Annotated in this window: 14 protein-coding genes; 6 read left to right on the top strand and 8 right to left on the bottom strand. The window is 69.0% G+C overall.

Annotated elements, in window-relative coordinates; genetic code table 11:
• Nucleotides 1–44: 44 nt before the first annotated feature.
• Complete coding sequence (gene glgP, locus AWC02_RS09540; RefSeq protein ID WP_085128545.1) at nucleotides 45–2,627, bottom strand: alpha-glucan family phosphorylase; 2,583 nt, start codon at nucleotides 2,625–2,627, stop codon at nucleotides 45–47.
• Nucleotides 2,628–2,776: 149 nt separating this feature from the next.
• Here glgP and AWC02_RS09535 point away from each other — a divergent pair, with 149 nt between their 5' ends.
• Together AWC02_RS09535 and glgB are read left to right on the top strand one after the other, a co-directional pair.
• Nucleotides 2,777–4,813 carry an alpha-1,4-glucan--maltose-1-phosphate maltosyltransferase gene (locus tag AWC02_RS09535; protein WP_085128544.1) on the top strand — a complete coding sequence of 679 codons (2,037 nt, stop codon included), beginning with the start codon at nucleotides 2,777–2,779 and terminating at the stop codon, nucleotides 4,811–4,813.
• A complete protein-coding gene (gene glgB / locus AWC02_RS09530) occupies nucleotides 4,813–7,029 on the top strand; it encodes a 1,4-alpha-glucan branching protein GlgB (protein WP_085128543.1) in 2,217 nt (738 codons plus the stop codon). Before AWC02_RS09535 ends, glgB begins: the two co-directional genes overlap by 1 nt.
• Nucleotides 7,030–7,047: 18 nt before the next feature.
• On the opposite strand, the gene AWC02_RS09525 is transcribed toward glgB, so the two are convergent.
• Both AWC02_RS09525 and AWC02_RS09520 read right to left on the bottom strand, forming a co-directional pair.
• Entirely contained in the window at nucleotides 7,048–7,956 is a 909-nt protein-coding gene (locus tag AWC02_RS09525) for a tetratricopeptide repeat protein (RefSeq protein ID WP_085128542.1), read from the bottom strand.
• 142 nt (nucleotides 7,957–8,098) lie between these two features.
• Nucleotides 8,099–9,280, bottom strand: a complete 1,182-nt coding sequence (locus AWC02_RS09520) for an acetyl-CoA C-acetyltransferase (RefSeq protein WP_085128541.1) — start codon at nucleotides 9,278–9,280, stop codon at nucleotides 8,099–8,101.
• An 81-nt stretch (nucleotides 9,281–9,361) separates the two neighbouring features.
• Here AWC02_RS09520 and mce point away from each other — a divergent pair, with 81 nt between their 5' ends.
• Nucleotides 9,362–9,856, top strand: coding sequence for a methylmalonyl-CoA epimerase (gene mce, locus AWC02_RS09515; protein WP_085128540.1), 495 nt, complete (start codon nucleotides 9,362–9,364; stop codon nucleotides 9,854–9,856).
• A gap of 4 nt (nucleotides 9,857–9,860) precedes the next feature.
• Here mce and AWC02_RS09510 read toward each other — a convergent pair whose 3' ends face one another.
• From AWC02_RS09510 to nucS, 3 genes are read right to left on the bottom strand one after another with little or no spacing between them, the layout of a single operon-like run.
• On the bottom strand, nucleotides 9,861–10,154 hold the full coding sequence (locus AWC02_RS09510) for a hypothetical protein (protein ID WP_085128573.1): 294 nt from the start codon (nucleotides 10,152–10,154) through the stop codon (nucleotides 9,861–9,863).
• A 30-nt stretch (nucleotides 10,155–10,184) separates the two neighbouring features.
• A complete protein-coding gene (locus AWC02_RS09505) occupies nucleotides 10,185–11,279 on the bottom strand; it encodes an NADH:flavin oxidoreductase (protein ID WP_085128572.1) in 1,095 nt (364 codons plus the stop codon).
• 45 nt (nucleotides 11,280–11,324) lie between these two features.
• A complete protein-coding gene (nucS, locus tag AWC02_RS09500; RefSeq protein WP_046321236.1) occupies nucleotides 11,325–11,996 on the bottom strand; it encodes an endonuclease NucS in 672 nt (223 codons plus the stop codon).
• A gap of 46 nt (nucleotides 11,997–12,042) precedes the next feature.
• On the opposite strand from nucS, the gene AWC02_RS09495 reads away from it, so the two are divergent.
• Complete coding sequence (locus tag AWC02_RS09495; protein WP_085128539.1) at nucleotides 12,043–13,647, top strand: adenylate/guanylate cyclase domain-containing protein; 1,605 nt, start codon at nucleotides 12,043–12,045, stop codon at nucleotides 13,645–13,647.
• Here the strand turns inward: AWC02_RS09495 and glsA are convergent.
• A complete protein-coding gene (gene glsA, locus AWC02_RS09490; protein WP_085128538.1) occupies nucleotides 13,644–14,930 on the bottom strand; it encodes a glutaminase A in 1,287 nt (428 codons plus the stop codon). The genes AWC02_RS09495 and glsA overlap by 4 nt on opposite strands.
• A 95-nt stretch (nucleotides 14,931–15,025) precedes the next feature.
• On the opposite strand from glsA, the gene AWC02_RS09485 reads away from it, so the two are divergent.
• Entirely contained in the window at nucleotides 15,026–16,531 is a 1,506-nt protein-coding gene (locus tag AWC02_RS09485; RefSeq protein ID WP_085128537.1) for a DNA-3-methyladenine glycosylase 2 family protein, read from the top strand.
• Nucleotides 16,528–17,019 carry a methylated-DNA--[protein]-cysteine S-methyltransferase gene (locus AWC02_RS09480; protein ID WP_085128536.1) on the top strand — a complete coding sequence of 164 codons (492 nt, stop codon included), beginning with the start codon at nucleotides 16,528–16,530 and terminating at the stop codon, nucleotides 17,017–17,019. The genes AWC02_RS09485 and AWC02_RS09480 overlap by 4 nt, the downstream gene beginning before the upstream one ends.
• A gap of 39 nt (nucleotides 17,020–17,058) precedes the next feature.
• Here the strand turns inward: AWC02_RS09480 and AWC02_RS09475 are convergent, their stop codons facing one another.
• Nucleotides 17,059–18,207: a PE-PPE domain-containing protein gene (locus AWC02_RS09475; RefSeq protein WP_237160407.1), complete on the bottom strand. Its 1,149-nt coding sequence runs from the start codon at nucleotides 18,205–18,207 to the stop codon at nucleotides 17,059–17,061.
• Nucleotides 18,208–18,475: the final 268 nt, after the last annotated feature.

Raw genomic sequence — 18,475 nt, 5'->3', positions numbered from 1 at the left:
GGGGGCTTTCGCGTCTGCTCGCGGAGAATGCCGCCGCCCCTCCCTCAGGCCAGCGTGACCAGCCCCAGCTCGGCATCGCCGGACAGCAGCGGATGGCTGGGCAGCACCCGTACGGTGTAGCCCACCGACCCGGCCACCGGCAGCCGACTGGTGGTGGAGAACACCTCGGTTCCGTCGGCGTCGGTATGCGAGTGCGACATCGCCACTTTGACCGGATCCAGCAGGGTGTCACCGGAATCCACCCGGCCCAGCACCGCCTGCACCACCACCTCGTCGGGCCGCAGGCCGGCCAGGCGCACCGAGGCCGTCAGTGTCAATTCCGAACCGAGCCAGGGCGCATCGGGTAAGCCGGTGCTGTCGACGTCGGTGATCTCGATGTGCGGCCAGGCCGCCTCCACCCGGCGCCGGTAGTCGGCCAGTTGACGTGCCGCACCGTAGGGCACGCCGTCAATCGGCTCGCAGGTGCGCCGCAACGACAGCGCCGCCGGCGCATAACACTGCTCCACATAGTCGTGCACCATGCGCGTTGCCAACACCTTGGGGCCCAGCGTCTGCAGGGTGTGGTGCACCATCTCGATCCAGCGCGGCGGCACGCCACGCTCATCGCGGTCGTAGAACTTGGGCACCACCGAGGTGGCCAGCAGGTCGTAGAGCGCCGCGGCTTCCAGATCGTCCCGACGATTCTCGTCGGCGACACCGTCGGCGGTGGGGATCGCCCAGCCGTTCTCCCCGTCGAACCACTCGTCCCACCAGCCGTCCCGGATCGACAGGTTCAGGCCGCCGTTGAGCGCGCTCTTCATCCCCGAGGTGCCGCAGGCCTCCAGCGGCCGCAGCGGATTGTTCAGCCAGACATCACATCCGGAGTACAGCCGCCGGGCCATCGACATGTCGTAGTCGGGCAAAAAGGCGATCCGGTGCCGCACCTCCGGCCGGTCGGCGAACCGCACCACCTGCTGAATCAGCGCCTTGCCGCCTTCGTCGGCCGGATGGGATTTACCGGCGACGATCAACTGGACCGGGTGCTGCTCGTCGAGCAGCAGGCGCTCCAACCGCTCCGGATCGCGCAACATCAGCGTCAACCGCTTGTAGGTCGGCACCCGGCGGGCGAACCCGATGGTCAGCACGTCGGGGTCGAACGCCGTGGCGATCCAGCCCAGTTCGGCCTCCGAGGAGCCGCGCTGCAGCCCGGACTGCAACAGCCGCAACCGGACTTCGTCGACCAGCAGGGCGCGCAGTTGCGAGCGGATCGCCCACAACGCCACCGGGTCGACCTGCGCAATGCGCTGCCACGCCGCGGGCGAGGCGCTGGAGTCGGCGGCGCCCACGTCGCGGCTCAGCTGCAGCCACGGCGGCGCCGCCCAACTCGGCGCGTGCACCCCGTTGGTGATCGAGCCGATCGGCACCTCGTCGGCGTCGAAACCCGGCCACAGGTCATTGAACATGGTCCGGCTCACCCGGCCGTGCAGCCGGGAGACACCGTTGGCCCGCTGCGCCAGGCGCAGGCCCATATGGGCCATGTTGAACGTGTCCGGATCGTGTTCGACGCCCAGTTCCATGACCCGCTCGGTGGGCACCCCAGGGACCAGAGCCTGACCGCCGTCGTCGAAGTAGCGGCGCACCATCTCCGTGGGGAACCGGTCGATGCCGGCCGGAACCGGTGTGTGGGTGGTGAACACCGTCGCCGAGCGCACCACGGCCAGAGCGGTGTCGAAATCCAGGCCCTGCTCGGCGATCAGCTCGCGGATGCGCTCCACGCCCAGGAAGCCGGCATGGCCCTCGTTCATGTGGAACACCTCGGGGGCGGGCGTGCCCTGCAGCCGGGTGAACTCCCGGATCGCCCGCACCCCGCCGACCCCGGCCAGGATCTCCTGGCGGATCCGGTGCTCCTGGTCGCCGCCGTACAACCGATCGGTGATGCCCCGCAGCTGGTGCGGGTTCTCCCCGATATCGGAATCCAGCAGCAACAACGGCACTCGGCCGACCTGGGCCACCCACACCCTGGCCCGTAGCCGGCCGGCACCGGGCAGGGCCACCCCGATCAGCACCGGTGTGCCGTCGGCCTCGACCAGCAGCCGCAACGGCAGTCCCTGCGGGTCCAGCGCGGGATAGGTCTCCCGCTGCCAGCCGTCGGCGGTCAGCGCCTGGCGGAAATAGCCGGAGCGGTAGTAGAGCCCGACCGCGATCAACGGCACACCCAGATCCGATGCCGACTTCAGGTGGTCGCCGGCCAGGATTCCCAGCCCGCCCGAGTAGTTCGGCAGCGCCTCGGCAACGCCGAACTCCATGGAGAAGTAGGCGATCGCCGTCGGCAGCGCGGCGCCGTCGTCCTGGCGGTGCTGGTACCAGCGCGGCTTCGTCAGGTACGCGGTGAGGTCGGCAGACAGCGCGTCGAGCCGGGAGGTGAATCCGTGATCGCCGGCCAGCGCCTCCAGGCGCCCCGGACTCACCGCGCCCAGCAGCGCCACCGGGTCACGCCCGCACCCGTCCCACAGTTCGGGATCGATGGCGGCGAACAGCTCCTGGGTGGGTTGCTCCCAGGACCAGCGCAGGTTCATCGACAGCTGCTCAAGCGCCAGCAGCCTCTCGGGCAGGTGGGCGCGAACGGTGAACCGGCGGAGGGCCTTCACGGTTGACCACACTACCGGCGACACGAATCTGGGACTGCCCCCTAGATCTGACAATTCGGTTGCGAACATGTTGCGTGATGCCGGGCCCCCGGGCGGCGGCTACCGTGGGCGGAGTATGCCCGACGGCGAATGACGACGAACGGAGTGCGGTGGCTGGCCGAGTCGAGGTCGACGATGTCGCACCGGTCGTCTCGTGCGGCCGCTATCCGGCCAAGGCCGTGGTCGGAGAGACCGTGCCGGTCAAAGCCACGGTCTGGCGAGAAGGCCATGAAGCCGTCGCGGCGACATTGGTGGTGCGCTTCCTGGGGCGGCGCTATCCGCTGCCCGGGGACGTCGCGTCCGCCGCGTCGCCCGGCTCCGCGCTGCGCCTGCCCATGCACACCGGCTTCGACGCCTATGTGTTCCACGGTGCGTTCTGCCCCGACGCCGTCGGCCTGTGGGCGTTCCGGGTCGAAGGCTGGGGCAATCCGCTGCAGAGCTGGCGCGAGGCGGTGACGGCCAAACTGGACGCCGGCCAGGGGGCGGCCGAGCTGGCCAATGACCTGGTGATCGGCGCCGAGCTGCTGGACCGGGCCGCGACCGGCGTTCCGGCGGCCCTGCGCAAACCTGTGCTGGCGGCCGCCGCGGCACTGCGCGCGCCGGGTGATCCGCTGAGCAGAGCCGCCCCGGCGCTGTCGGCAGATCTGGACGAGCTGCTGGCCCACCACCCGCTGCGGGAGCTGGTCACCCCCAGCGCCGAGCACCAGGTGTGGGTGGACCGGCCGCAGGCCCGCAGCGGTGCGTGGTACGAGATGTTCCCCCGCTCCACCGGCGGCTGGGATTCCCACGGCCGACCGGTTCACGGCACATTCGCCACCGCGGCGGCGGCCCTGCCCCGGATCGCCGAGATGGGGTTCGACGTGGTGTACCTGCCTCCGGTCCATCCCATCGGCCGGGTCCATCGCAAGGGCCGCAACAACTCCGCGACCGCCGAACCCGGCGACGTCGGCTCGCCGTGGGCCATCGGCAGCGCCGAGGGCGGCCACGACGCGGTGCATCCGCAGCTGGGTGACATCGACGATTTCGACGCGTTCGTCGCCGCAGCACAGCGGCTGAATCTGGAAGTCGCACTCGACCTGGCGCTGCAATGCGCACCGGATCACCCCTGGGCCACCGAGCACCGGGAGTGGTTCACCGAACTGCCCGACGGGACCATCGCCTACGCCGAGAACCCGCCGAAGAAGTACCAGGACATCTATCCGCTGAACTTCGACAACGATCCGGCCGGTCTGTATGCCGAGGTGCTGCGGGTGGTGCAGTTCTGGATGGAGCACGGCGTCAAGATCTTTCGGGTGGACAACCCGCACACCAAGCCACCCGATTTCTGGCTCTGGCTGATCGCCGCCGTCAAGAACATCGACCCGGACGTCCTGTTCCTGTCCGAGGCGTTCACCCCACCGGCCCGCCAGTACGGCTTGGCCAAGCTGGGCTTCACCCAGTCCTACACCTACTTCACCTGGCGCACGACCAAATCCGAGATCACCGAGTTCGGGATGGAGATCGCGGAATTCGCCGACTTCCGCCGGCCGAACCTGTTCGTCAACACCCCCGACATCCTGCACGCCAGCCTGCAGCACGGCGGTCCGGGAATGTTCGCGATCCGCGCGGTGCTGGCCGCGACGCTGAGCCCCGCCTGGGGCGTGTACTCCGGCTTCGAGTTGTTCGAAGACCGCGCACTGCACGAAGGCAGCGAGGAGTATCTCGACTCCGAAAAGTACGAACTCCGGCCCCGCGACTTCGCCGGCGCCCTGGCGGCGGGCCGTTCGCTGGAGCCGTTCATCGCCCGGCTCAACGAGATTCGCCGGCTGCACCCGGCGTTGGACCAGCTGCGCACCATCCGCTTCCACCATGTGGACAACGACGCGCTGCTGGCCTACAGCAAGTTCGACCCGGCCACCGGCGACACCGTGCTGGTGGTCGTCACCCTGAACCCGTTCAGCGCCGAGGAGGCGACCCTGCACCTGGATATGTGGGCGCTGGGAATGCCGGACTACCAGCGGTTCTGGGTGCGCGACCAGATCAGCGGAGAGGACTACAACTGGGGTCAGGACAACTACGTGCGGCTGGACCCGGCGCGCGCGGTCGCCCACATCGTGACGATGCCGGCGATCAACGCCGGCAGCCGCACCGAACTGCTGCGCCGTTGATGGCCGCCACCACCCGACATCTGGCGCCCCCGGCTGCCGAGCTGGCGCGGCTGCTTGCCGGTGAACACCACGATCCGCACGCCATTCTGGGTGCACACGAGGTTGGCAGGAACACGATTATCCGGACCCTGCGTCCGCGGGCACACCGGGTGGTGGTGATCGCCGGCGGGCAGCGATTCGTCATGCGTGATCTCGGATCCGGGCTGTTCGCGGCGGCCCTGCCGTGCACCGGTCTGGCCGATTACCGGCTGGAGGTGCACTACCCCGAATCCGCGAAGTTCGCCGAACCGACAGGTGTGTGCGCCGTCGCCGACGGCTACCGGTTTGCCCCGACCCTGGGGGAACTGGACCTGTACCTGTTCGCCGAGGGGCGCCATGAACGCCTCTGGGAGGTGATGGGCGCGCATCGGCGCACCTTCACCACACCGGACGGCGAGGTATCCGGCGTGTCCTTCGCGGTGTGGGCCCCCAACGCCACCGGCGTGAGTCTGATCGGCGACTTCAACGGGTGGTCCGGGGACGACGCGCCGCTGCGGTCGTTGGGGTTCTCCGGTGTCTGGGAGCTGTTCTGGCCGGACTTCCCCGTCGACGGTCTCTACAAGTTCCGCGTGCACGGAGCCGACGGCGCGGTCACCGAGCGCGCCGACCCCTTTGCCTTCGCCACCGAGGTGCCGCCGCGCACCGCCTCGGTGGTGACCTCGAGCGACTACACCTGGAACGACACCGAGTGGATGGCGCAACGCGCCAGGCGTGACCCGGTGAACGAACCGATGAGCACCTACGAGGTCCACCTGGGCTCCTGGCGGCCCGGTCTGAGCTACCGCCAGCTCGCGGTGGAACTGACCGAGTACGTCGCGCACCGGGGCTTCACGCATGTGGAACTGCTGCCCGTGGCCGAACACCCCTTCGGCGGGTCCTGGGGCTATCAGGTGACGTCGTACTACGCCCCGACGGCCCGCTTCGGCTCCCCCGACGACTTCCGGGCGCTGGTCGACGCGCTGCACGGTGCCGGCATCGGCGTGATCGTGGACTGGGTGCCGGCACACTTCCCCAAAGACGACTGGGCTCTGGGCCGGTTCGACGGGACCCCCCTGTATGAGCACTCCGATCCCCGCCGCGGTGAACAACTCGACTGGGGCACCTACGTGTTCGACTTCGGCCGCCCGGAGGTGCGCAACTTCCTGGTCGCCAACGCCCTGTACTGGCTGACCGAGTTCCACGTGGACGGGCTACGGGTGGACGCCGTCGCATCGATGCTCTACCTCGACTACTCACGGCCGCACGACGGGTGGACCCCCAACATCCACGGGGGCCGGGAGAACCTGGAGGCGGTGCAGTTCCTGCAGGAGCTCAACGCGACCACCCACCGGGTCGCGCCGGGCATTGTGACCATCGCCGAGGAGTCCACCTCCTGGCCCGGGGTCACCCGAGACACCGGCCTCGGCGGCCTCGGCTTTTCGATGAAATGGAACATGGGCTGGATGCACGACACCCTGGCCTATCTGGGCCATGATCCGGTGCACCGCAGCTACCACCACCACAACATGACGTTCTCGATGCTCTACGCGTTCAGCGAGAACTACGTGTTGCCCATCAGCCATGACGAGGTGGTGCACGGCAAGGGCACGTTGTGGTCGAGGATGCCGGGCGACGACCACCACAAAGCCGCGGGCCTGCGGGCCCTGTTGGCCTACCAGTGGGCCCACCCGGGCAAGCAGTTGCTGTTCATGGGCCAGGAGTTCGGTCAGCGCAGCGAGTGGTGCAACGAACGCGGCGTCGACTGGTTTCAGCTCGACCCCGCCGTCGAGCCCGACGGCTACTCCCCCGGCATCCTGCGTCTGGTCGGTGACCTCAACGCCCACTACCGGGCCCTGCCCGCCCTGTGGACCCAGGACGCCGACCCCCGCGGCTACTCGTGGATCGACGCCAACGACTCGGCCAACAACGTGCTGAGCTTCCTGCGCTACGGCACCGACGGCTCGGTGCTGGCCTGCGTGTTCAACTTCGCCGGCGTCGCCCACACCGACTACCACCTGGGACTGCCGCAGTCGGGGCGCTGGCGCGAGGTGCTCAACACCGATGCGGCCGGCTACCGCGGCTCGGGCCAGGGCAACCTGGGCGGCGTCGAGGCCACCGCCAGCCCGTGGCACGGCCGGCCCGCCTCGGCGGTGCTGGTCCTGCCGGCCTTATCGGCGGTCTGGCTCGCGCCGGAGTAGTCCGCCGGGCAACCGGTGTCAGTACAGGGCGTTGGCCAGGTTGCGCCGTCCGGCGATGACCTCGGGGTCGGCCGGGTCGAACAGCTCGAACAGCTCCACCAAACGGGTCCGGACCTGGGCGCGCTCGTCACCGGAGGTACGTCGCACCAGGGCGATCAACCGGTCGAAGGCCGCGGTGACGTCCTGGTTGAGGATCTGCACATCGGCGGCGGCGAAAGCGGCCTCGATGTCGTCGGGGTCGGCGTCGGCGCGGGCCGGCGCATCGGGCTGCCGGCTGGTCGCCCGCTCCAGGAAGGCGAGCTGGCGCAGCGCACCCTTGGCCTCGGTGTGGTTGGGGTCGGCATCCAGCAGATCCTGGTAGGCGGCTCGCGCGGCGGAGAAGTCGCCGGCGTCGAGGTGGTCGCGGGCCTGCGCCAGCTTCGGATCCACCTGCTCGGGCTGCTCGGCGTCGCCGGCAAGCTTGCCAGCGGTGGCCGACACCAGCGAGTCCACCCAGCGGCGCAGCTGGTCGGGAGGCTGGGGGCCCTGGAAACTGGTGATCGGCTGGCCGGCGGCCAGGGCCACCACCGTGGGCACCGCGTCCACGCCGAACACCTGCGCCACCCGGGGGGCGACGTCGACGTTGACGGTGGCCAGCGACCACTTGGCCGGACCGCCGGCGTTGTCGGCCTGCGCCAGCGCGGCCAGCGTGTCGGCCAGCTGGATGCAGGCCTCGCTGCGCGGCGACCACAGCAACACCACCACCGGCACCTGGTTGGACCGGACCAGCACCTCGTCTTCGAAGTTGGCCTCGGTGATCTCGGTGGCGCCCGGCGGGGCGGCGGCGGTGCCGCCGGCGGCACCGCCGGATTGGGCCGGCTTCTTGAGGCCGGACAGGTCCACTGCTCCGGCCAGGGCCGGACCGATCGGGGGTCGAGGACGCGTCACGCCGTCAAGTCTGTCACGCCGCCCGGGCGACACCGCCGAGGGCCGTTTTCCCGCCCTCCCGCCCCGCTATGACGAAAATCACACGAGACGGGCGAGCGGGGCACTGCCCTCGCCCCAGCAACACCGAAGCGCAGGACAGCCGCTACCCGGCGCGCAGGATCAGCGCGTCCCCCTGGCCGCCGGCGCCGCACAGCGCGGCCACCGCGTAGCCCGAACCGCGCCGCTTGAGCTCCAGGGCGGCGTGCAGGGTGATGCGTGCCCCCGACATGCCGATCGGGTGTCCCACGGCGATCGCACCACCGTGCACATTGACCACGGCGGGGTCCACGCCCAGCTCGCGGGTCGAGGCCAGCGACACCGCAGCGAACGCCTCGTTGATCTCCACCACGTCGAGCTGGTCGACCGAGATGCCCTCCCGGGCGATGGCCTTCTTGATGGCGTTGGCCGGCTGCGACTGCAGGGTCGAGTCCGGCCCGGCGACCACACCGTGCGCCCCGATCTCACACAGCCACTCCAGGCCCAGTTCCTGCGCCTTGGCTTTGCTCATCACCACCACCGCGGCGGCGCCGTCGGAGATCTGCGACGACGAACCGGCGGTGATGGTGCCGTCGGGACGGAACGCCGGCTTGAGCCCGGCGAGCGACTCGGCGGTGGTGTTGGCGCGGATGCCCTCGTCTTCGGTGAACTCCAGCGGATCGCCCTTGCGCTGCGGGATCTTCACCGGCACCACCTCGTCTTCGAACACGCCGTCTTTCCAGGCCGCGGCGGCCTTGCGGTGCGATTCGGCGGCGAACTCGTCCTGCTCGGCACGGGTGAACTTGTCCACGTCGTTGCGCTGCTCGGTCAGAGCGCCCATCGGCTGGTCGGTGAAGACGTCATGCAGGCCGTCGTAGGCGAGGTGGTCGCGCACCGTCACGTCGCCGTACTTGTAGCCCGACCGGCTGTCGAGCAGCAGGTGCGGGGCCTTGCTCATCGACTCCTGGCCGCCGGCCACCACCACGTCGAATTCGCCGGCGCGGATCAGCTGGTCGGCCATGGCGATGGCGTTGATTCCCGACAGGCACATCTTGTTGATGGTCAGCGTCGGCACGTCCCAGCCGATGCCGGCGGCCACCGCCGCCTGCCGGGCCGGCATCTGCCCCGCCCCGGCGGTGAGAACCTGGCCCATGATGACGTATTCCACCAGCGACGGCGGGACCTGAGCCTTCTCCAGCGCCCCGGCGATGGCAACGGCACCGAGGTCACTGGCGGAGAAATCCTTCAACGAACCCATCAAGCGGCCGATGGGGGTCCGAGCCCCAGCAACGATCACCGATGTCGTCATTACTACCTCCCGGGCAGGTCTTGTGGGGCCGATCTTCCGGTCGGCTCAGCACGATGTTTCCGCCCAGGTTACCGTTGCGTTATGACGACCGAATCCGTCGCTGACTCCTGCGAGGTACGCCCCGCCCTGGCCTCGGCCCTGGTGACCGCTGTCGACCACGTCGGTATCGCGGTCCCGGACCTCGAAGCTGCCAAGAAGTGGTACCACGACAAGCTCGGCATGATCGTGCTGCACGAAGAGGTCAACGAGGAGCAGGGCATCGTCGAGGCGATGCTGACGGTGCGCGGCGCCCCGGTCGGCAGCGCGCAGATTCAGCTGATGGCCCCCATCGACGAGTCGTCGACCATCGCGAAATTCCTGGACAAGCGCGGCCCCGGCCTGCAGCAGCTGGCCTACCGCACCAGCGACATCGACGCCCTCTCCGAGCGGCTCCGCGAGCAGGGCGTTCGCCTGCTCTATGAGGTCCCGCGGCGCGGCACGTCGAACTCGCGCATCAACTTCATCCACCCCAAGGACGCCGGCGGCGTGCTGGTCGAGCTGGTCGAGCCGGCGGGCGAGGCCCCGGCGTCGCACTGACGCCTTAAGACCACTTGCGGGTCGGGCGCCGGTTGTCCCGGTTCGCCCAGCACGGCGTATGCCAATGCCGGCGATCCTCGCCGGCGGAATCTGTTGAGTCGGCCCGCCATGTCACCACATGCGCGACACCGCAACGGATCTCGTGGTCACATCCCGGGCATCGATAGACCTTGACCGCCCGGGCGCCGGCGATGGACTGGACCACGTAGTCGTACCCGTCCGGCCCGGTCTGGATGCGCGGTGGCATGCGCAACGCCGGAAGCGGTTGCGCACGCGACGATCCGCGACGACGAGCCATGACCACCAGCCTAGGACCAGGCGCCCGCCCTCAGGCCAGTGCTGAGAGGGCGGCTGCGGCGTCGTAGCCGGCGAACCCGCCCAGCTGGCCGTCGCGCAGCATGTTCACCCAGTTCGGTTCGGTCAGCAGGGCTCGTCCGATCGCCACCACATCGAACTCGCCGGCCTCGAACTGTTCGACCACCCGGTCGATGGGAGCCGGCGCGATCACCTGGCCGCGCTTCTCCGCGCGGAACTGCGTCTCCAGTCCCACCGATCCCACCGCGATCACCGGTTTTCCGGTGAGCTTCCTGGTCCAGCCGGCCAGGCTCATGTGGGGGTCGTGTTCGGGGAACCCGGGTTCGTAGTGTCGCCGGGTCGAGGGATGCAGGACGTCGACGCCGGCGGCGACCAAGGGCATGAGCAGCTCCTGGAGCTCGGCTGGGCGCGCGGCAATCGACGCCGCGTAATCGGTTCCCTTCCACTGGGAGAAGCGGTAGATGATCGGATAGTCCGGGCCCACCGCCGCGCGGATTGCCGCGACCACTTCGGCCGGAAAGCGCGTCCGGGCCGCCGGCGAGCCGCCGTAGCCGTCGGTGCGCCGATTGGTGCACTCCCACAGGAATTGATCCAGCAGATAGCCGTGGGCGCCGTGGATCTCGACCGCATCGAAGCCGAGGTCGCGTGCGGTGGCGGCACTGGTTGCGTACAGCTGGGCGATACCGGCGAGTTCGTCGGTCCCCAGCGCGCGGCCGCGGGGCTGGCCGAGCCCGTTGACGCCCGACGGGCCGACCGGTTGCACACCGTCGTCATCGCGGCGCTCGACGCCCTGGTGCCACAGCTGCGCCGCGATCGTGGCGCCTTGGGCGTGCACTTGCTCGATCACTCGCGCCCATCCGGCGAGCACGTCGTCGCCCGCCAGCGTCGGCACGCTGGCGGGGTAGCCCGCAGCGGGATCGGGGAGCCGTATGCCCTCGGTGATGATCAGCCCGACACCGCCAGCAGCCCGCCGCCGGTAGTACTCGGCCACGTCGGCGCCCGGGACGCCCTCCGGCGAGGCCTGGCGGGTCATCGGGGCCATCGCGAACCGGTTGGGCACCGTCAGCGAGCGCACGGTCAGCGGCTGGAAGAGATCGTCTAATGCCACGGTGGGCTCCAACGTCGGGCCGGGCCGGACTATTCCGGCGAGCCGTCAAAACAGCCGGTACTCGTCGCTGTCCAGGCCGCGCATGGCGTCGTAATCCAGTGTCAGGCAGCGGATGCCGCGGTCGGTGGCCAGCGTGCGCGCCTGCGGCTTGATCTGCTGGGCGGCGAACACCCCGCTGACCGGGGCCAGCAGGCTGTCGCGGTTGAGCAGTTCCAGGTACCGGGTGAGCTGTTCGACTCCGTCGATCTCGCCGCGGCGCTTGATCTCCACGGCGACCGCCCGTCCGTTCTCGTCGCGGCACAGCAGGTCCACCGGGCCGATCGCGGTCATGTACTCGCGCCGCACCAGGGAGTAGCCCTCGCCGAGCAGCTCGACATGTTCTGCCAGCAACGCCTGCAACTGCGCCTCGACGCCGTCCTTCACCAGGCCGGGGTCCACGCCCAGTTCGTGGCTGGAGTCGTGCTCGATCTCCTCGATGGTGATCCGCAGCTGGTCACCGGTCTTGTTCGCGACCACCCAGACCGGGCACTGCCCGTCGGTCTCCTCGGTGAGCCGGCATGGTGGGCTCATCCAGTTCAGCGGCTTATAGGCACGGTCGTCGGCGTGCACGCTGACCGACCCGTCGGCCTTGAGCAGCAGCAGTCGCCGGGCGGATGGCAGGTGTGCGGTGAGGCGGCCGACGTAGTCGACGGTGCACTGGGCGATCACGAGTCGCATCCGAACCACCTTAAAGGCCCAGCCGAGCAACTATTCTTACGCCACGATGAAGCCGCCGAAGACGATCGCGCAACGGCTGGGTCGAGTGCTGGAGTTGCTCACCCGTCAGAGCGGTCGGCTGCCCGAGACACCCGAGTACGGATCGTGGCTGCTGGGCCGGGTGTCGGAAAGTCAATACCTGCGCCGCATTCGCATTCAGTTCATCTTGACCATCGTGGTGGTGGGGACGAATCTGACCGGTGTCGCGGTGGAAATTCTCCTGGTGACAGTGGCTTTTCCGGTGCCCAGCGTGTTCAGCGACGCCCCGGGCTGGCTGACCTACGGGTTGGTGCCGGCCTATGTGGTCACCGCGTTGATCGGCGGGACCTTCGGGGTCACCCGGCGCACCATCAAGAAGCTGCGCTGGGCCATCGAGGAACAGCCGCCGACTCCCGAGGACGAACGCAACGCCTTCCTCACGCCGTTTAGGGTGGCACAGGTCGTGCTGGGTCTGTGGGGTGTGGCGACGGTGTTGTTCACCGTGCTCTACGGGATGTCAGACAAGATCTTCATCCCCATCATCGGGTTCTCGCTGTGCGTCTGCGGCTCGCTGGTGTCCACCGCCAGCTATCTGTTCACCGAATTCGCGTTGCGGCCGGTGGCCGCCCAGGCCCTGGCCGCCGGCCCTCCCCCGCGGCGCATGGTGTCGGGGATCATGGGCCGAACCATGATGGTCTGGCTGCTCACCTCGGGCGTTCCGATCCTGGGCATCGCCCTGGCGGCACTTTTTGCCGTGGTGCTCAAGAATCTGACCTTGGAGCAGTTGGGCGTCGCCGTGCTGATCGCCTCGGTGGCCACCCTCACATTCGGCTTCCTGCTGATGCTGATCCTGGCCTGGCTCACCGCCACTCCGGTGCGGGTGGTGCGCGCGGCGCTGCGGCGCGTCGAAAGGGGCGACCTGCAAGGCGACCTGGTGGTGTTCGACGGAACCGAACTCGGCGAACTGCAGAGCGGCTTCAATGCGATGGTGCACGGATTGCGCGAGCGTGAACGGGTGCGCGACCTGTTCGGCCGCCACGTCGGGCGCGACGTCGCCGCGGCCGCGGAGCGCGACCAGATCCAACTGGGCGGCGAAGAACGCCATGTCGCAGTGCTTTTCGTCGACATCGTCGGTTCGACCCAGATTGTGACCGCCTGCCGCGCCACTGAGGTGGTCACATTGCTGAACCGCTTTTTCGCGGTGGTGGTCGACGAGGTCGACCGCCACCACGGGCTGATCAACAAGTTCGAGGGTGACGCGACGCTGGCGATCTTCGGCGCACCGAACCACCTCGAGCAACCCGAGGACGAGGCATTGGCCGCGGCGCGGGGAATTCTGTACCGGCTGGCCGACGAGGTGCCCGAGATACGGGCCGGAATCGGTGTGGCGGCCGGCCAGGTGGTCGCCGGCAACGTCGGAGCCAAGGAGCGTTTCGAGTACACCGTGATCGGCGAACCGGTCAACGAGGCCGCCCGGCTCTGCGAGTTGGCCAAGACCTATCCGGTGCCACTTCTGTCCTCCGCGAAGACCGTTCTCGCGGCCAGCATCAGCGAGCAGGCCCACTGGGTGCTGGGCGAATCGATCGTGCTGCGCGGCTACGAAGCGCCCACCGTGCTGGCCAACCCGCTCTAACCGGGAACCGGTTTCTCCCACTGCGCCGTCTCGGCCAGCGCCTCCTCCACCGAGGCGAACACCAGCCCGGAGTAAGCCGCCGGGTCGGGCGTCACCGAACCGGACGGATCGACCAGCAGGCCCTGCTTGCCCAGCGCCCGCAGCTCCTCGGCCAGTCCCGCAAGCAGTGCCCGCGAGGGTTCGCTGATCGCATGCAGCCGCGAGACATCCAGGATCGCGACGTCGAACTCGGCGCACTCGCGGGTCGCGGTGCGGGCCACCTGCTCGGCGCCGGCGAACAACAGATCGCCGTGCACCTCGTAGACCCGGATTCCCGGGCGCGGTGAATACACTCCGCGGATGGCGGCATGCGCGTCGCTGCTCACGGTCAGAAAGTGCAGGCCGAGCTGGCGAGAAAGGCTACGGCACACCAGCATCCCCCGAACGCTGTTGCCCTTGGCATCGATCCGCGGCGAATAGACGCCGATGCCGAGCTGGCCGGGCAGCACCGCCACGATGCCGCCCGCCACCCCGCTCTTGGCCGGCATGCCGACTGCGCTGACCCACTCGCCCGCCGCGTCGTACATGCCGCAGGTGACCATGACCGACAGGGTGCGGCGCACCACCGCCGCACCGGTGACCTGGCGCCCCGTCAGCGGGTTGAGGCCGCCACGCGCCAGCGTCGCCGCCATCCGGGCCAGGTCCGTGCTGGTGACTTTCAGCGAACACTGGCGGATGTAGAGGTCCAGGGCATCATCGGGGTCCGAGCCCAGGGCGCCGAAACTGTCCAGCAGATAAGCGATCCCGCGATTGCGGCTCCCACTGGCCCGCTCGGAGGCGTAGACGGCGTCGTCGAAGTCCAGGTTGCGTCCGGCGCATGCGCTGAAGAACTCCCGGATCAGGGCGAAACGGTCGGCGACGGTCTTGCCGGGGATCAGCGAGCACGCCACGATCGCGCCGGCGTTGATCATCGGGTTCTTAGGCACGTTGGTGACCTGATCGACACTGATCTTGTTGAAGCCCTCACCGGACGGTTCCACACCGATCCTGGCGTCGACGGCGGCGTGGCCGAGCTGATCGAGGGCCAGGGCGTAGGTGAACGGTTTGGAGATCGACTGCATGGTGAATGGCGTCCCGGCGTCGCCGGATTCGTAGACGTAGCCGTCGGAGGAGGACAACGCCAGCCCGAACCTGGTGGGATCGACCTGCGCGAGTTCGGGAATGTAGCTCGCCAGGTCCCCGTGGTTCACCCCGGCATGCTCGGCGAGAATCCCGTCCACGTACCGCTGTACCAGTGCCGCCACCCACCGATGCTAGCCCGCACGGACGCACCCCGGCCCGACACTGCCGTGTCGTTTTCCCGCTCGTGCGGGCGCCGGCCACGTGTCATGGTTGAACTGTGCACGACGACTTCGACCGCTGCTACCGCGCTGTGAAGTCCAAAGACGCCCGCTTCGACGGCTGGTTCGTCACCGCGGTGCGCTCCACCGGGATCTACTGCCGGCCCAGCTGTCCGGCGCGGCGACCGCTGTCCCGGAATGTGCGGTTCTACCCCACCGCCGCCGCGGCCCAGCGGGCCGGTTTTCGCGCCTGCAAGCGCTGCCGGCCGGACGCGGCGCCGGGATCGCCGGAATGGAACGTTCGCGGCGACGTCGTGGGGCGGGCCATGCGGTTGATCGCCGACGGCACGATCGACCGGGAGGGCGTCGGCGGGCTTGCCGGTCGCCTCGGTTACTCCGCTCGCCAGCTGCAGCGGCTGTTGCAGACGGAGGTGGGCGCCGGGCCCCTGGCGCTGGCCCGGGCGCAGCGCGCCCAGACCGCCCGCATCCTGATCGAAACCACCGACCTGCCGTTCGGCGACGTCGCCTTCGCCGCGGGTTTCGCCAGCATCCGGCAGTTCAACGACACCATCCGCGCCGTGTGCGCCACCACGCCGTCGGTGCTGCGCAGCAACGCCGCGGCACGTTCGTCCGCCCACGGCCGCCGCGAGGCACCCGGACCCGGGGTGCTGTCGCTACGACTGCCGGTACGCACCCCGTTCGCCTACGCGGGAGTGTTCGCGCACCTGGCGGCCTGTGCGATTCCCGGCTGCGAGGAGGTGCGCGACGGGGCCTACCGGCGCACCCTGCGGTTGCCGCACGGCAACGCCGTCGCCAGCCTGCGGCCCGGCAGCGACCACGTCCTATGCCGGCTGGCGCTCGACGACTTCCGGGATCTGACGGCCGCGATCACCCGCTGCCGACGGTTGCTGGACCTCGACGCCGACCCGCAGGCCGTTGTCGACATCCTGACGACCGACCCCGATCTGGCGCCCCTGGTGGCCAAGGCACCGGGCCAGCGCATCCCGCGGACCGTCGATGAAGCCGAGCTCGCGGTGCGCGCGGTGCTCGGTCAGCAGGTCTCGACCACGGCGGCACGCACCCACGCCCATCGGCTGGTGGTGGCGCACGGCGAGCTCGTCGACGATCCCGACGGTGGACTGACCCACGTCTTTCCGTCGGCGCAGCGCCTCGCCGAACTGGACCCGGAGCGGCTGGGCCTCCCCCGCTCCCGTCGGCGGGCGCTGCTGGCCTTGGTCACCCAACTGGCCGACGGCACGCTGAGCCTGAGTGCGGGCTGCGACTGGCAGCGCGCCCGCCACGATCTGCTGACGTTGCCGGGAATCGGGGCGTGGACCGCCGAGGTGATCGCCATGCGGGCACTCGGCGACCCGGATGCATTTCCCGCCACCGACCTCGGGGTGCAGGCGGCTGCGCGCCACCACGGCCTGCCGGAGAGTCCGCAGGCCCTGATCGGGCACAGTGCACGCTGGCGGCCCTGGCGCGCCTATGCCACCCAGCACCTATGGGCCAGCCTGGATCATGCCGTGAACGTCTGGCCGCCGGCCGCGAAGGAGATCGCATGAGCACCTACCGCATCATCGACAGCCCGCTGGGCCCGCTGACGCTGGCAGGGCGCGGCGGCACACTGCGCCATGTGCTGATGCTCGATCACGCGCACGCGCCCAACCGGCTGGACTGGGTCCGCGACGACAGCGCGTTCGCCGCCGCCGTTGAGCAGCTCAGTGCATACTTCGCCGGCGAGCGCACGCAGTTCGACCTGGACTATGAGATGGTCGGCACCGAGTTTCAGCGCCGCGTCTGGACCGCCCTGCTGACCATCCCGTACGGCCAGACCCGCTCCTACGGCCAGTTGGCCCTGCAGATCGGGGCCCCCACCGCGTCGCGCGCCGTGGGGTTGGCCAATGGCCGCAATCCGCTCTCGATCATCGTCCCGTGCCACCGTGTCATCGGCAGCACCGGCAGCCTGACCGGATACGGCGGCGGCATCGACCGGAAAAGGATCCTGTTGGATCTGGAGCGACGGCACACCCACGCCACGCTGTTCGACTGATCGCACCGCTGCGGCCGCTGCGCCTCGGTGGCGAACAGGCTAATCCGGCATGGGGTATTCGGTCGTGTCGGTGAAGCCCTGGAAGAACTCGACCAGACCGGTCAGCGCTTCGCTCAGGGTCGGGGTGGGCGTGTCGATGGCGCCCACGATGTAGCCCTCTTGGATGAGTCCGGCCAGCGACGGGTGTTCGATCAACGGGATGATCTGGTAGTTGTCCGGGTCCAGCAGCGTCGCGATGGCGTTGCTGATGCCCTGCTGCACCCCGTTGCCCAGCGCGGTGACCAGTTCACCGAGGTCGACATTGGGGAACAGTCCCGATCCCGCTGCCGCATCGACATCGCCGGGCGGCCAGCCGTGCTCGATGTTGCCGTAGCCGAGGTTCACCAGGATCCGGGTGACCGGCTCCCAGAGCTCATACAGCGGTTGGCCGATGAACGGGATCAACTGCAGCGGGGCCAGCACCGGCAGCAGATCTGAGGTGATCATGTAGATGCTGGCCAGCGAATCCGGGTCCGAGGTCGGAAGTTCGATTGCCGAGGCAACCTGCTCGGGTGTGGCGCTCAACAACACCGAATGCCCGTAGATGAAGCCCAGCGCCGAGTTCAGGTCCGCCAGCGGGTTGAAATACGTCGGGCGGAAGGACACCGGGTCGTATTCGTAGTTGTAGACGTCGGTGGAATACAGATCCGTGGGAACACCGCTGGTTCCCGGCGCGCCGATCAGCACGAACCGCACCAGGTCGTTGGACACGCCCTCCTCGGCGAGCCTTTCCATCAGGGCTACCGAGATGGATGCGCTCTGCGAGTACCCGAACACCACCACCGGGTTGTCGGCGTCGACCTCGCCGCCGTTGATCTGGCCCATCACCGCGTTGTAGAGAATCTGGCCGCCGACCGCCTGGGAGGTGGAGCTGACGTTCTCCGGCGTCCACAGCGAGACCAGCTCGCCCCCGAACCCGTGCGGTTGCAGGTACAGGGTGTCCACCGCGTCGAGGTAGCGGTCCGACGGCTGCGGCATGCCGGTGCCGCCCATGATGTAGGCGATGCCGTCGCCGAGGGCTGTGCCGTTGCCGGTCAGCGAAACCGCGGTGGACTGGGCGCCGGCGGTCGGCGCCACCACCGGTGCGCCGGCGAATACGCTGGCCGCAGCGAGGGTCGCGACAAGCGGCAGACAAGTATTAACGCGCACGCAGGTCCTCCTGGAACGTTTCTCAGCCAACGCTTAAAGGTATCGCCTCGCGACGTATCCAGCAACAGCAGTTCGGTCCGTCTGCCGGCGCCGGCGATGCCCGTCCAGTCGGACGGCGCGGTCCATTTTCGGCAGACAATTCTCCCGCGGTGCGCAAGCCCGCAGATGCGCGTAAATACGCCCGAATGCATAAATGCCTGTGCCCCCCAATTTCTTGGGGGGCACAGGGCTTTATGTTGTGTTCGGCGGTGTCCTACTTTTCCACCCG

Origin of the sequence: Mycolicibacter engbaekii, from assembly GCF_002101585.1 — a bacterium.
GTDB lineage: Bacteria > Actinomycetota > Actinomycetes > Mycobacteriales > Mycobacteriaceae > Mycobacterium > Mycobacterium engbaekii.
This window is presented reverse-complemented; position numbering and strand designations above follow the sequence as displayed.